The following is a 14,605-nucleotide window of genomic DNA, read 5'->3' on the forward strand; positions in this document are numbered from 1 at the left end:
CGCGGCCGGAACGGGCACCGTCCTGCTGTGCGCCGCGGCGGGCAGCGAGCTGCTCCCCCAGTTCGGCGTGGACAGCCACGCGCTGCACGTGCGGTCCGGCGCCGTCGACCTGACCGGCGGGCTCGCGACCACGGTGCCCGGCCTGCGCCGCGACGTCGACACGGTCACCGACCTCGCGGCCGCGCGGCTGCTGGGCGTCGGCCCCGCGACCAGCGCCGTGCTCGCCACGGCGGCGGCCAACGCCGGCTGACCGTCGAGGCCATCGGGCGGCGTCATGAGCCCAGGTACGCGCCGATGGCCGAGCCAGCCAGCGGCGCGATGGGCGCGGCCGCCACCAGCAGCGGCGCGAGCGCCGCCAGCGGCGCGGGCCGGGCGAACAGGTAGCCCTGGCCCAGCTCGCAGCCGAGCAGGGCGAGGTCGGCGCGCTGCGCCCGCCGCTCGATGCCCTCGGCGACCACGACGGCGCCCAGCGAGCGCGCGACGGTGATCACCGATCGTCCGAGCCGCGAGGCCCGACCGGGGCCGAGCGGGTTCTCTATCAGGCCCCGGTCGAGCTTCACGACGTTGACGGGCAGCTCGTGCAGCGCCGCGAGCGTCGTGTGCCCGGCGCCGACGTCGTCCATCGCGATGCTTGGCCCCAGCGCCTGGACGGCCTCCAGCACCCGCGCGGCGACGGCCAGGTCGGTGATCCGGAACGTCTCAGTGATCTCGACGACGAGCCGGCGCGGGTCCAGCCCGCTGGCGGCGAAGGCCCTGGCGAACACGTCGGGCAACGCGAGGTCGGCGAGCCGGGAGGCGGAGACGTTGACGTGCAACCGGGGCGCCGGTGTGCCCTGCCCCGACGGCAGCACCGCGGCGACCTCGGCGCAGGCCCTGCCCAGCACGAGCTCGTCGAGCGTGCCCACCAGGCCGCCGTCCTCGGCGGCGGCGACGAACGTCAGCGGCGGCACCGGGCCCCGCCCCGGCTCGGTCCACCGCGCCAGTGCCTCCAGCCCGACGACCGCGCCGTCGAGCAGCCGCACGATCGGCTGGTAGTGCACGTCGAAGCCGGCCTCGTCCCAGCCGTGGCGGCGCACGGTCACGAGCGCCTCCGCCAGCCGGACGCCCAGGGCCGCCCCGGTGACCTTCCCGGCGCGGCTCACGCCGACCTGCGCGGCCCGCTTCCCCACCTGCTCCGCGCCGGCTCCCAGCGCGGCCCCCAGGTCAGCCACCGCGACGACGCCGGCCGGGAGCGGTCTCGGCAGGATGACGAGGGCGGCGGCGGCCAGCAACGGGGCCGCGAGCGCCCCCGCGGCCACCGCTGCCCGCGCGAACCCGGACGCGGGCGCGTAGCCGAGCCCCACGCCGGCGGCCTGCAGGACGGTCCAGCCCGCGAGCGTCATCGTCAGGCGGCGCAGCCAGCCGCGATCGGCCGCTGCCGCCCGCCACAGCGACCAGCCGGCCACACCGGTGGCGGCGACACCCGCGCCGGCGGCGCCGGCCTCGACGACCGTCACCGCGCTGTCGTCGGTGACCACCCGGGCGAGCCCGGCCACCAGCGCCGCGAGCAGCGGTACCACCGCGGCCGGCCGCGCCGGCACCGGCGAGGCCGGCGCCGGCCGGCTCCCGGCGTCGATGTGTGTCACGGCCGCAGCCGCCTCCCTCTGCCGCACCGCGCGGTGCTTCCCGCGCTCGGTCCAGCCATCGGAGCGCGTCGAGCTGGCGCGCCCGCTCAGGCGCGCCTCCGAACGGTGTCCTGGAGCCGGATACCCGCCGCCGCCCCGGCCCGCCAGCCCGGCGAGGGCAGGTCGGGCCGCCAGACGGTCATGCCAGTCGTGCATCCAGCTCGCGCACACTTTGACACGGACCGTATCCGTACGGTCGCGGCGCACCGCAACGAGTCGCGAATGAATCACGACCAGTCGCCGAATTGGCGATCGAGTGGGGAGTTCAGGCGCCGATCAGGCCAACGACGTCGACACACTGGCTCGCGGTGAGCGCCCCGCGACCGCTGCCTCGGTACACGCCGGAGGTCGGCATGACGTCGCGGTAGTCCCGTCCGGCCGCGATGGTCACGTACCGGCGGTCGGCGAGCCGGTCGTGGCACGGGTCGAGCGCCACCGCCACGGCGCCGGCGCCGCCGGGCGCCGCCCAGGACGGCCGGGCCGAACCCGGCGTCGTCGGGCCGGGCGGCGGCGGCGCCCAGCCGTCGGGCAGGACCACCTCGACCCAGGCGTGCGACTCGCCGTCCCCGACCAGGTGGCCGAGCACGTACCGGGCCGGGATGCCCGCCGCCCTGCACAACGCGATCATCACGTGCGCCTGGTCCTGGCAGACGCCGGCACCGCCGGCGACCGCCTGCGCGGCGGTCGTCCCGACGTGGGTCGACCCCGGGCGGTACGCGATGTTCTCGAACACCCACGCGCAGCACCGGCGCGCGGTCGTCAGCGGATCCGGGCCGCCGAGCCGGCTGGCGACCGCGGTGAGCGTCTCGTCCGCGGCGGTCAGCGGGGTGGGGGTGAGCAGCCGCCGGCCGGTGAGCGCGGACGCCGGCAGCGCGGGCCAGCCCGCGGACGGACCGCGTTCGACGATCGCCGTGACGTCGAAGTCGAGAACGGCGGGCACCTCGTCGAGGGTGACGGTCGCGGCCCGAGCCCCGTCGGGTCCGCGTTCCCAGCGGACGAGCGCCGCCGGCGCCGAGACGGCCAACTCCGAGTGCCGAGCGGTCTGGTCGCCGTGACGGCGCGGCGGCAGCACGACCAGGCGATGCGCCAGGTCGTGCGCGGGGCCGTCGTAGCTGTACCGGAGCCGCTGGTGGATCCGGTAGGTCACCCGCGCGGCCGCGGCGAGGTCCGCCACGCCCGCGTCGACGACGGGAAGGCCGAGCGGGTCGTCAACGGTGGCGGGCTGGCCGGCGCCCGGGGGAACCGCCGGGGTGCCGGGATCGGCGTGGCGCGGCCGAGACAGCAGATCCTGCACGGTCAGCGCACCATCCCATCCCCCGCCGGGCGGCGACACTCGCCAGTCTGCGGAGTGAGTCGCCTCGTAACACACCCGGAACCGATCGTCCGCCCCAAGTGTTTCCCCTTCATTAACGAATATCGCATGGACGCCGAGCGCCGTAAGCACCGAGCCGGACGCGCCGAGTGACGACCGACGCAGGACATCGGGATAAGCTGCCGAGTTCACCTCGGGCTGGCACCATCGCTGGCATGGCCGAGGTGGTGGCGACGAGGTCCGGTACCCAGTCCGAACAGGGCTCAGATCAGCAGCGTCGCAAGCCCCGCAGTGCCCTGCTGGAGCCGCTGGAAGCGCCCAGGGCCCCACTGCCGTCCGATCTCCCGGGCGACCGGTTCATCAACCGTGAGACGTCCTGGCTGGACTTCAACGCACGGGTGCTGGCGCTGGCCGAGGACGTGAGCACCCCCCTGCTGGAACGGGCCAAATTCCTCGCGATCTTCGCGAGCAACCTGGACGAGTTCTACATGGTCCGGGTGGCCGGGCTGATGCGGCGGGAGGCCACCGGGCTCACCGTGCGCTCCGCCGACGGGCTTACGCCCCGCGCGCAGCTCGACCTGATCAGCGGTCAGACCGCCCAGGTCACCGACCGCGCGGCCCGCTGCTTCACCGACGAGGTGCTGCCCTCGCTCGCGCACGCCGGCATCAGCATCCGGTTCTGGCACCAGCTCACCACCGAGCAGCAACAGCGCCTGCACGAGTACTTCCACGACCAGATCTTCCCGGTGCTCACCCCGCTCGCCGTGGACCCCGCGCACCCGTTCCCGTACATCAGCGGCCTGTCGCTCAACCTCGCGGTGACGGTGCGGGACCCGGGCGACGAGGTCGAGCGCTTCGCCCGGGTGAAGGTGCCGCAGAACGTCCCCCGGCTGATCCGGGTGGACCTGTCACCCGAGGAAGCCGGCGCCAGGCCGGGCGGTGCCGACGGGACGGCCGCCCAGAACGGCGCCACGGGCGGCGGCGAGGGCGGCTCCGAGGAGCCGGAGCCCGACCGCTACGCGTGCTTCGTGCCGTTGGAAGAGGTGATCGCCGCCCATCTGTCCCAGCTGTTCCCGGGGATGGAGGTGGTCGACTCCCACATGTTCCGGGTGACCCGCAACGCCGATCTCGAGGTCGAGGAGGACGAGGCGGAGGACCTGCTGCAGGCCCTGGAGCGTGAGCTCGCCCGCCGCCGTTTCGGCCCCGCGGTGCGCCTGGAGGTGGACGCGGACATCGACGACGGCCTGCTGAAGATGCTCTGCCGCGAGCTGGAGGTCTCGCCCCGGCACGTGCACAGGGTGCACGGCCTGCTCGACCTGTCGGTGCTGTGGGCGCTGTTCGACCTCGACCGGCCGGAGCTGAAGTTCCCCCCGCGGGTACCGGTGACCCACCCGAGCCTGGTCACCGAGGCGGGCGAGGCGGCGGACTTCTTCGCGGTGCTGCGCGAGCGCGACGTGCTCGTCCACCATCCCTACGACTCGTTCACCACCTCCGTGCAGCGCTTCATCGAGCAGGCCGCGGCTGACCCGCGGGTGCTGGCGATCAAGCAGACGCTGTACCGGACCTCCGGCGACTCCCCGATCGTGGACGCGCTGGTCGCGGCGGCCGAGGCGGGCAAGCAGGTGGTCGTGCTCGTCGAGATCAAGGCGAGGTTCGACGAGAGCGCCAACATCCGGTGGGCACGTGAGCTGGAGCGGGCGGGCTGCCACGTGGTCTACGGCCTGATCGGGCTGAAGACCCACACCAAGACCTGCCTGGTCGTCCGCCAGGAGGAGGACGGGCTGCGCCGGTACTGCCACGTCGGCACCGGCAACTACAACCCGAAGACGGCCAGGCTCTACGAGGACCTCGGCCTGCTCACGGCGGACGAACAGGTCGGTGCGGACCTGACCGACCTGTTCAACGTGCTCACCGGCTACAGCCGCCAGACGGTGTACCGGTCGCTGCTGGTCGCCCCGGAGCGCATGCGCGACAGCATCGTCGAACGGATCGAGCGGGAGGCGGCCGCCGCCAGGGCCGGCGAGCCCTCCGGGATCCGGGTCAAGGTGAACAGCCTGGTCGACGAGCAGGTCATCGACGCGCTCTACCGGGCGTCCCGGGACGGCGTACCGGTGCGCTGCCTGGTGCGCGGCATCTGCGCGCTGCGCCCAGGAATGCCCGGCCTGTCCGAGACCGTGCTGGTGCGCTCGGTCCTGGGCCGCTACCTGGAGCACAGCCGGGTGCTGGACTTCACCTCGTCGGACGAGGTCTGGATCGGCAGCGCGGACATGATGCACCGCAACCTGGACCGCCGGGTCGAGGCGCTGGTCCGCGTCACGCAGGCCGACAACCGGACAGCCCTGCGCCGGATGTTGGACTACGCGTTCTCCCCCGAGGTCTCCGCCTGGGAACTGCGACAGGACGGTCGTTGGGAGCGCCGCGCCACCGGGCCGCTGGAGAACCGTCTCTCCGACTACCAGGCCGACCTCGCCGCCTGGGCGCTGCGCCGCGCCTGAAGCCACGTCGCGGACGCGGCTCGGCCCGCCGTTTTCGCCGCCCTTCTGGCGGTGAAATACGGCGGGCCGACGCGGCCCGTTCCGGGCTAGGAGCTAGCCCTGCGACGAAACGCTGGACTTGAAGTCCGAGCCCGGGCGGAACTTCGGCACCACCGACGCGGGGACGTGCACCGGCTCGCCGGTCGCCGGGTTGCGCCCGGTCCGCTCGGCACGCTCCACCCGCTCGAAGACGCCGAAACCGGTGATCGTCACCTTCTCGCCATTCGAGACGGCCTCCTGGATCGCGTGGAACACCGCGTCGACGGCCTTGGTCGCGTTCGACCGGCCGCCTTCGATCTGCTGAGCAATGGCGTCAACCAACTGGGACTTGTTCACAACAACCTCCGGACACCCCCCGCGGCTGCGGTGGGGAGCAGATCGGGCATCACACTGCGCTGCACCGTAGGCATCTCCACTGTCGAGGGCAATTCCCAGAAGCGTGTCGCGTCACACAAACCCGCACGTCAACGGGTTCGGGACAATCGGCGACCGGATCACCACCTCCCGGTGACAGCACACGGCCGAACACGATCGGCGCAATGAACCGGCTGATTTCTGGTCTGTTTCAGACGTTCTGTTACCGTATGGTCGCCCGTCGACGCGGCCGACGCGGCCCCGTTTACTCCTGAGCGCGCAGCGCGAGCCATTGGCGGCGGGGTCAGTGCCGCTGCTCACCCTGTCCGCGGCCTGACACCAGGATGACCAGCTTCTTCAGCTCACTCGAGCGGAACGGCACCGCCGGGCCAGAGCCCCGTCGCCCCAGGAGTCCCGCCCGAGACAGCCAGGTCCCCGTCGCCAGGTGGGCGACGGGGACCTGGGTTCGGCTCGGCGAGAGGTCAGACCGGCGTGGTGGTGGGCAGCCAGGACGGGCGGTCCTGCTCGAACGCCGTGATGGCGTCGGCGTGGCGCAGCGTGAGCCCGACGTCGTCGAGCCCCTCCATGAGACGCCAGCGGGTGAAGTCGTCCAGCTCGAAGGGGGCGACGATGCCGGCGCCGCGGACCTCGCGGGCGGCGAGGTCGACGGTGATCTCCGTCGCCGGGTCCGCCTCGACGGCCGCGAGCAGCGCGTCGACGGTCTCGGCCGGCAGGACGACCGTCAGCAGGCCGTTGCCCAGCGAGTTGCCGCGGAAGATGTCGGCGAACTTCGGCGCGATGACGGCGCGGAAGCCGAAGTCCTGCAAGGCCCAGACGGCGTGCTCACGGGAGGAGCCGGAGCCGAAGTTGGGCCCGGCCAGCAGGATCGTGGCGCCGGCATGGGCCGCGTTGTTGAGCACGAACGACGGGTCGCGGCGCCACTCTGAGAACAGGCCGGCGCCGAAGCCGGTGCGCTCGATCCGCTTGAGCCAGTCGCTGGGGATGATCTGGTCGGTGTCGACGTCGCTGCGCCGCAGCGGCACCGCCCGGCCGGTGTGCGTGGTGAACGCCTCCATCGGGCGCTCTCCCTTCTGAGACGAGGTTCGAGAGGTTGTTCAGGTCGTGACCTTCAGCGGCGGGTGACCGTGCGGGCGCGGAGGCGCCTCGCGGAGGCCCGACCCACGAGCGAAGCGACGTGCTCCGGACAAGACCCGCTGTGGCTTGGTGACGTGAAGTTGGTGGGTGACCCCGCGGCGCGGAGGCGCGCCTCGCGGAGGCCCGGCCCACGAGCGAAGCGAGGTGGGCCGGGCCGCAGCGAGGTCGCCGCAGCGCCCGTGAGCGCAGGAGGACGGCGCGCGGAGGTCCCGTGGGAGCGACGGGGTCCCTGCGGAATCGGCGAAGCCGATTTCGGAGGTCGTGAGTACGGGGCCGGAGCGCGCCGCCCGCACGGAGCGAACCAATGTCAGAGATCGGCGGGAGCGGAGAGCCGGCCGGTGACGGCGGTCGCGGCCGCGACCTCGGGCGAGACCAGGTGGGTCCGGCCGCCCTGCCCCTGCCGGCCCTCGAAGTTGCGGTTCGAGGTCGACGCGCTGCGCTCACCCGGCTTGAGCGTGTCCGGGTTCATCCCGAGGCACATCGAGCAGCCCGCGCTGCGCCATTCGGCCCCGGCGGCGCGGAACACCTCGTCCAGGCCCTCCGCCTCGGCGTCGGCCTTGACCTGCATGGAGCCGGGAACGACGAGCGCCCGCACGCCGTCGGCGACCTTGCGACCCCGCAGAATGTCGGCGGCGGCGCGCAGGTCGGAAAGCCGGCCGTTCGTGCACGAGCCGATGAACACCGTGTCGACCGCGATCTCACGCAACGGAGTGCCCGCGGTCAGGCCCATGTAGACCAGCGCGCGCTCGGCGGCGGCCCGGACGCCGGGGTCGGCGAACGCCGCCGGGTCCGGCACGGAGGCGCCCAGCGGAGCACCCTGACCCGGGTTGGTCCCCCAGGTGACGAACGGCGTGAGCGTGCTCGCGTCGATGACCACCTCGCTGTCGAACACCGCGTCCTCGTCGGTCGCCAGCGTCTTCCAGTAGGCGACCGCCGCATCCCAGTCGACGCCCCTGGGGGCGTGCGGGCGGCCCTTCAGGAACTCGAACGTCGTCTCGTCGGGAGCGATCATGCCCGCCCGGGCGCCGGCCTCGATGGACATGTTGCAGACCGTCATCCGGCCTTCCATCGACAGCGACCGGATCGCCTCGCCCCGGTACTCCAGGACGTAGCCCTGGCCGCCCCCGGTCCCGATCTCGGCGATGATCGCCAGGATCAGGTCCTTCGCGCTGACGCCGTCGGGCAGCGCGCCGTCGACCGTGATCGCCATCGTCTTCGGGCGGCCCTGCGGCAGCGTCTGGGTGGCCAGCACATGCTCGACCTGGCTCGTGCCGATGCCGAACGCGAGCGCCCCGAACGCGCCGTGCGTGGCGGTGTGGCTGTCGCCGCAGACGACCGTCATGCCCGGCTGGGTCAGGCCCAGCTGCGGGCCCACGACGTGCACGATGCCCTGGCCGGGGTCGTTCATCGGGTGCAGCCGGACGCCGAAGTCGGCGGCGTTCTTGCGCAGCGCCTCGACCTGGGCGCGGGAGACCGGGTCCGCGATCGGCACCAGTGTGTCGGTGGTCGGGACGTTGTGGTCCTCGGTCGCGATGGTCAGGTCCGGCCGGCGGACGGGCCGGCCGGCGAGCCGCAGTGCCTCGAACGCCTGCGGCGAGGTGACCTCGTGCACGAGATGCAGGTCGATGTACAGCAGATCGGGCTCACCATCGGCACGGCGTACGACGTGCGCGTCCCAGACCTTCTCCACGAGTGTGCGCCCCATGTGGCCCACCCCTCCTCTGCCAGTGTTGCAGTGCTGTGTCCGTCGCGGTGCTCTGTCCCGTCGCGGGCCAGCCCAGCCAGTTCCTCTCGGACCCGACGCCTTGGCACCTCGGCGCCTCAACGCCTCGGCGCTTCAACCCCAGGGTCGTCGTCTCACGGCTTGGGATGGCAGTATCAACGTATGGAACAGCGTATCCCCTCCTCGGGTCCAGGCATCGGCACCCCCGGGCTCGACGCGGCCGCCCAGGCCGGCGACGGGGGCGCCGAGGACCTTGGCAGCCAGGAGGTGACCAGCGGGGTCGGCGTGCTGGACAAGGCCGCGCTGGTGCTCTCGGCCGTCGAGGCGGGTCCCGCGTCGCTCGGCGACCTGGTCGCCCGCACCGGGCTGTCCCGGGCCACCGCGCACCGGCTCGCGGTGGCGCTGCAGGCGCACCGGCTGGTCGGACGGGACGGGGACGGGCGGTTCGTCGCCGGGCCGCGCCTGGCCGCCGGGTCCGCGGCGGCCACGCTGTGGCCGCTGCCCTGGCAGGTGCTGCAGGCCGCGCCGACGGTGCTGGCGGAGCTACGGGACGCGACTGGCGAGAGCACCCAGCTCTACGTGCGCCGCGGTGCCGGCCGGGTGTGCGTCGCGGTCTCCGAGCGCGGCAGTGGGCTGCGCGACACGGTTCCGGTCGGCGCCATCCTGCCGATGACCGCCGGGTCCGGCGCCCAGGTGCTGCTCGCGTTCGCCACCGGGGGCGAGAGCGGCGGCGAGGCCGCCGAGGTGCCAGGGCACGGGCTGCGGGCAGGGGACGCCGGGGGGGCGGGGGCCGCGGGCGGCGTCCCGGCTGACACGGTGTTCGACGAGCGGGTGCTGGCCGAGGTGCGCGCCCGCGGCTGGGCGCAGAGCGCCGGCGAGCGGGAGGCGGGACTCGCGTCGGTGTCGGCGCCGGTCCGCGACGCCTCCGGTGCGGTGATCGCCGCGCTGTCCATGTCCGGGCCCGACGGCCGGCTGACCCGCACGCCGGGCGAGTTGTTCGGCGCCACCATCAGGGCCGCCGCGGACCGGCTGTCCCTCATCGCCGGTTACCCACGGGCATCACATGTGTCCACCCCCGGCGGACTACCCGCAGACGCGACAGCGTAGCCTTTCGGTGTCGTCCTGGGCTATATCGGCGGTCCCGATGGTGGTACATCGGGCTCGGCGGTCACGCGGGCACAGCGGTTTCGTGTCGCGTCGCGCCGGCTACCGGTGCCCGGCCGCCAGGACCCGGCCAAGCGGCCCGGTCCAGGCCAGCCGGCCCCGCCCAGGACCGACACGGGCCGCCGTTCGGGGGGTCGGGCGGGCGGCCCGGGCGAGATTGTGACCGGGCATGCCGCGCGCCCCGCCGCGGCGTCGCCGTCGTGGCCGTCACTCGTCTCCCTCCGGGGCGGCGTGTAGAGGGGGAGTCTGGCAGTGCGCACACTCGGCTCGCGGTACGTCCTGCATGAGTTGCTCGGGCAGGGCACCACCGGCGAGGTGTGGAGGGCCAGCCGCCGCGACGACGGTGCTGACGTCGCCGTGAAGATGCTGCGCCCAGAGTTCGCCGACGACCCCGTGGTCGTCGACCGGTTCCTACGCGAATGGCAGATCCTCTACGACATCGACAGCCCCGACCTGGTCCGTGTCCTCGACCTGGTGAACGAGCGGGACGCGCTGGCGATCGTGATGGAGCTCGTCGAGGGCACCGACCTGCGTGAGTACCTGCGCCACGAGGCGCCGCTGCCGGTCGACGAGGCCGCGCGGATCGTCATCGACGTGCTGTGGGCGCTCGACAACGTGCACAGCGCCGGCGTGGTGCACCGCGACGTCAAGCCGGAGAACGTGCTGCTGGAGAGCCGCGGCAACGGCCCGGCCGTCCGGCTCACGGACTTCGGCATCGCCCGGATGGTCGACACCCTGTCCCGGGGCCGCACCCCCGCCACCGGCCCGATCGGCACGCCGCTCTACATGGCTCCCGAGCTCGGCTCCGGCACGCCGCCGACCCCCGCCGTCGACATCTACTCCGCCGGCATCGTGCTCTACGAGCTGCTCGCCGGCGTGCCGCCGTTCGACGAGGCGAACCCGGCCGACATGCTCGCGGCACATCGCGAGCAGGAGCCGCTGCCCATCAAGGGTGTGCCGCGGCCGGTGTGGGACGTGCTCGCGGCGATGCTGGCCAAGTCGCCGGCCCGCCGACCGCCGACCGCCGCCGACGCGGCGCGCGCCCTCGAATCCGCGCTCCGCCGTGACCGCGACCGCGATCTGGACGACGACCGGCGGCGAAACGACGGCCGGGACTGGGACCGCGGCGAGGACACCTGGGAGCGCGGCGCCCCGATCCCTGGCCGACGAGACGCGGCCCACGACACCCTGGTCGGCGCCGGCGGTCGACGCACGGCCGCCGCGGCGGCCGGAGCGGGTGCCGCGGGTGCCGCGCTCGGCATGACGAAGGTCGCCCACGCCGAGGCCGGCCCCGGGCAGGGCCGGGGTCCCGGCCGGGTCGGCGAGCCAGGCGGCCCAGGCGGTCCCGGGTACGGGCCCGACCGGGGCTACCCCGGCGACGACTGGGACGCGGACGCGGCCACCGGCCTGGTGCCGCCCGTGCCTGGCCCCGGTCCGGGCGGGCCGCGCGGCGGCCACTGGGACGACCAGGACGCGCCGACCGGCATCCTCCCGCCCGTCCCGGGGTCCGGCCCTGGCCGGCCGGCCCACGGTGGCTGGGACGACGACGACGAACCGCCGACCGGCGCCCAGCCGGTCCGGGTGCCCGGCCCCGCCGGGTCCACCCAGTCGGACCGCAACACGATCATCTCGGCCATTCCCGCCGCGCGCCAGCCCGCGCCCGGAGGCGGCGGGCGGCCCCCCATCCAGAACAACCGCCAGCAGCGGCTCAAGATCGCCGCCGGCGCGGCGCTCGTCGTCGCCCTGATCGCGGGCGCCGGCGGCTGGGCGCTGGCCGCGTCCACCGGCGGCCAGTCCGACGCGACCGAGACCGGCAGCGAGTCCTCCCTCGGCGCGCCGGGCGTCACCTCGACCCCGTTCACCGACGTCTCCGGCAACATCATCGATCCGACGGCGACCGCGCCATACACGACCATGTTGCCCAACGGCAAGACGGTCACGGTCACCCCGGCGCCCAAGTCCTCGGCCTCCGGGTCGACGAAGCCCGGCTCCCCGTCGAACTCGACCGCCGCCGGCGCGCCGACCACCAGCGCGGCCCCGACCACGCCGTCGACCGCGACCGTCCCGAACCTTTCAGGGATGAACCAGAGCCAGGCAAACAGCGCGATCTCCGACGCCGGATTCAGCACAGCGTTGTCCGCCAGCTCCGAATGCAACGACAACGTCCCGGTCGGGCAGGTCATCTCGCAGAGTCCGAGCGCCGGAACCCGCGCGGACCGTTCCACCACCATCTCCGCGGTGATCTCGGCCTCCTGTGTCTCGGTGCCGAACGTGGTCGGTCAGCCGGCGGATGCCGCCAACGCGTCCCTGCAGCGAGCTGGCTTCGGGGTCACGTACGGCGGCGAGTGGAACTGCCCGTACGGCTACAACAACGTGACCGGCCAGTCCCCATCAGGCGGAACGGTGGTGCCGAAGGGCTCCTACGTGTCGATCTCCTACACCTGCAAGGCCTCGCCGTCGCCACCGCCGCCCTCGTCCGAGGCTCCGTCCGGCGGCTGAGCCCGCGCCGCTCCAGGCCGAACCGGCCCGCCCCGCGTTTCCGGGGGCGGGCCGGTTTCTGGTTTCTCGACCAGCGCGGCGCGCCCATGGCCCAGCCCGGCCCCGCCGCCCGGCTGCAGGTGCTCTCGGGCGCGGGCGACGCACCGCGCTGACGTCGGCGAAGATCGAAGAGGATGCCGGCATTCGGGGACGGGACCACGGAGGCCCGAACGACCAGGCGCGCCAGCCGTTGGTGGCGCCGGTCAGGACAGCGGTGGCCAGGACAGAGGCGGCAGGACAGAGGTCGTCGGAGCCCGGCCGGCAACCGCCGAGGTCAGCCCGAGCGGTCCAGGGGGAAGTCGTCGGGGGTCCGCCAGGACGACGCGGCGCGCCGCGGCCGCGGGGCGGAGTGGCCAGGATCGTCGCCGTCGACATCGCTCAGGGCGGTGCGACCGGGGCGGGGCACGTCGACCGGGATAGGCCCGTGGGAGGGCCAGTCCCAGCGCGCTGGGCGCGGGCTACCCAGTGGCGGTCGCGGGCTCGCCAGCGGCGGCGTGGGCGCCAGCGCGGGCTCGTGGGGGTAGTCCTGGCCGAGGCCGTCGGGACGCAGCCCGGGCAGGTCGGGCAGGTTGGGAAGGTGGGTCGGGTCGTTGGTGGGCAGCGACAGCTCGGCGGCCCACATGTCGACCTCGACGTTGATCTCGCCGCCGTCCGCCGTCATCCGCAGCCGGCCGCCGTGCACCTCGACCAGCCGGCGCACCACGTACAGGCCCATCCCCGCGCCGTCGGTCGGCCTGGTCGCCGAGCCGTCCCGCTGGGTGAACGGCTCGAAGAGCCGGTGGATCGTCTCCTTGTCGAGGTCGGGGCCCTGGTTGCGGACCCGCAGTACGACCTCGTCGCCGACCCGGCCCGCGATGAGCCGGACCGGGGTTCCCGGCCAGGAGTGCACGAGCGCGTTGTCGACCAGGTTCGCGACCACCTGGTGCAGCGCCTGGCGTGACATCCGCACCGGCAGGTGCTCGGGCAGGTCGACGGCCACGGCGCCCGCCATGGAGGCGTGGCGCAGGCTGCCGAGCGCCTCGCGGACCACCTCGGGCAGGTCGGAGACGGTGTTGTCGTCGATGCCGGTGGCGGTCGCCGCGGTCAGCATGTTCTCCAGCAGGCGGGACAGCCGCTCGGAGGAGTTCAGCGCCGAGTCGAGCAGGACGTCGAGCTGCTCCTCGGACATGCGGTGGCGGCGCCGGCGGATCGTCAGCAGGTTGCCGCGGATGCCGGCCAGCGGCGTCCGGAACTCGTGGGAGACCGTGGCGACCAGGTCGGTGCGGATCTTCTCGGTCTCCTCCAGCCGGGCCATCAGGCTCTGCTGGCCCTCGTAGAGCTGGTGGCGGTAACGCTCCGTCCGGCGGCGCTCCTGCTGGTTGTAGTGCCAGAAGACGACCTGGGCGCCGGCGAGGGCGACGATGAAGGCGGCGTGCATCGCGGCCAGCATCAGCGCGCTGTGCCGGGCGTCGTCGGTCAGCGAGCCGGCGGTGACCAGGTAGCGCAGCACCAGGTTCGCGATGAAGACGAACCCGATCGCCAGCACGTAGACGGACCAGTCCTCGTACAGCGCGATCAGCGCGACGACGACGAAGAAGTGGAAGTACATCGGGCCGAGCCCGTCCGAGAGATGGACGAGCACCACCGAGCAGCACAGCAGGCCGAGGCTCGCCGCCAGCGCCCGCACCCGGCGCGCGCCCGGCAGCGCGGCCGCGCAGAACAGCAGCAGCGACGGGCTCACGGCCGCCAGGCCGTGGGTGAGGCTGAAGTCGCGCAGGATCGCGTAGCCGACGATCGCCGGCAGGTGCAGAGCGAGGATCCACTTCAACAGCCGGTGGCGGGCGGTCCAGTCCTCGAACGGCAGGCGGTGGCCGTGGGGCACCAGGCTCGCGACCCACCAGCCGGCGCCGGCGGCCCTGATGCGCGGGTCCGTCTGGCTGGCCTTCTCGGCCCGCTGGCGACGCTCCACGCCTACCCGTTCGGACCGGACGCCGACGTGTTTGGTCCGCGCGGCGCGAGCCCGCTCATGCCGGCGGCGCGCCCGCTCTCCGAAGGGGGGACCGGCGGCGGACATCCGCGCAAGTTTCTACCGAGACGACCGGTAGCCGCCATGGTTGTCAAGGGTGGTGTGTGATGGCGACAGTGTCCACTTTTGACTAGGCACTCAGGACCAGCCCGGAAC

At 73.7% G+C, this 14,605-nt stretch carries 10 protein-coding genes; 4 read left to right on the forward strand and 6 right to left on the reverse strand.

The window, feature by feature from the left end:
• Window positions 1-250 (forward strand): 2-phospho-L-lactate guanylyltransferase (locus FRCN3DRAFT_RS47775; RefSeq protein ID WP_035931095.1); only part of this gene is annotated, 250 nt, incomplete at its 5' end.
• Window positions 251-272: 22 nt separating this feature from the next.
• Here the strand turns inward: FRCN3DRAFT_RS47775 and FRCN3DRAFT_RS50190 are convergent.
• Both FRCN3DRAFT_RS50190 and FRCN3DRAFT_RS47785 read right to left on the reverse strand, forming a co-directional pair.
• Window positions 273-1,625: an EAL domain-containing protein gene (locus tag FRCN3DRAFT_RS50190; RefSeq protein WP_007516357.1), complete on the reverse strand. Its 1,353-nt coding sequence runs from the start codon at window positions 1,623-1,625 to the stop codon at window positions 273-275.
• Window positions 1,626-1,929: 304 nt separating this feature from the next.
• Window positions 1,930-2,958: a transglutaminase family protein gene (locus tag FRCN3DRAFT_RS47785; RefSeq protein ID WP_335341687.1), complete on the reverse strand. Its 1,029-nt coding sequence runs from the start codon at window positions 2,956-2,958 to the stop codon at window positions 1,930-1,932.
• Window positions 2,959-3,191: 233 nt separating this feature from the next.
• Here FRCN3DRAFT_RS47785 and FRCN3DRAFT_RS0235300 point away from each other — a divergent pair, with 233 nt between their 5' ends.
• Window positions 3,192-5,471 carry an RNA degradosome polyphosphate kinase gene (locus tag FRCN3DRAFT_RS0235300; RefSeq protein ID WP_007516354.1) on the forward strand — a complete coding sequence of 760 codons (2,280 nt, stop codon included), beginning with the start codon at window positions 3,192-3,194 and terminating at the stop codon, window positions 5,469-5,471.
• A gap of 93 nt (window positions 5,472-5,564) precedes the next feature.
• Here FRCN3DRAFT_RS0235300 and FRCN3DRAFT_RS0235305 read toward each other — a convergent pair whose 3' ends face one another.
• From FRCN3DRAFT_RS0235305 to leuC, 3 genes are all read right to left on the reverse strand, one after another.
• A complete protein-coding gene (locus FRCN3DRAFT_RS0235305; RefSeq protein WP_007516353.1) occupies window positions 5,565-5,846 on the reverse strand; it encodes an HU family DNA-binding protein in 282 nt (93 codons plus the stop codon).
• 500 nt (window positions 5,847-6,346) lie between these two features.
• On the reverse strand, window positions 6,347-6,940 hold the full coding sequence (leuD, locus tag FRCN3DRAFT_RS0235310) for a 3-isopropylmalate dehydratase small subunit (RefSeq protein ID WP_007516352.1): 594 nt from the start codon (window positions 6,938-6,940) through the stop codon (window positions 6,347-6,349).
• 386 nt (window positions 6,941-7,326) lie between these two features.
• On the reverse strand, window positions 7,327-8,724 hold the full coding sequence (leuC, locus tag FRCN3DRAFT_RS0235315) for a 3-isopropylmalate dehydratase large subunit (protein ID WP_007516351.1): 1,398 nt from the start codon (window positions 8,722-8,724) through the stop codon (window positions 7,327-7,329).
• Between the two features lie 180 nt (window positions 8,725-8,904).
• Between leuC and FRCN3DRAFT_RS47790 the strand changes: the two genes are divergently transcribed.
• Both FRCN3DRAFT_RS47790 and FRCN3DRAFT_RS0235325 read left to right on the forward strand, forming a co-directional pair.
• Window positions 8,905-9,849, forward strand: coding sequence for an IclR family transcriptional regulator (locus tag FRCN3DRAFT_RS47790; RefSeq protein ID WP_007516350.1), 945 nt, complete (start codon window positions 8,905-8,907; stop codon window positions 9,847-9,849).
• A gap of 309 nt (window positions 9,850-10,158) precedes the next feature.
• Entirely contained in the window at window positions 10,159-12,405 is a 2,247-nt protein-coding gene (locus FRCN3DRAFT_RS0235325; RefSeq protein ID WP_007516349.1) for a serine/threonine-protein kinase, read from the forward strand.
• A 313-nt stretch (window positions 12,406-12,718) separates the two neighbouring features.
• Here the strand turns inward: FRCN3DRAFT_RS0235325 and FRCN3DRAFT_RS0235330 are convergent, their stop codons facing one another.
• Window positions 12,719-14,497 (reverse strand): sensor histidine kinase, encoded by a 1,779-nt coding sequence (locus FRCN3DRAFT_RS0235330; RefSeq protein ID WP_007516348.1) that lies wholly within the window; start codon window positions 14,495-14,497, stop codon window positions 12,719-12,721.
• Window positions 14,498-14,605: the final 108 nt, after the last annotated feature.

Origin of the sequence: Pseudofrankia saprophytica (assembly GCF_000235425.2) — a bacterium.
In the GTDB taxonomy this organism is placed as follows: domain Bacteria; phylum Actinomycetota; class Actinomycetes; order Frankiales; family Frankiaceae; genus Pseudofrankia; species Pseudofrankia saprophytica.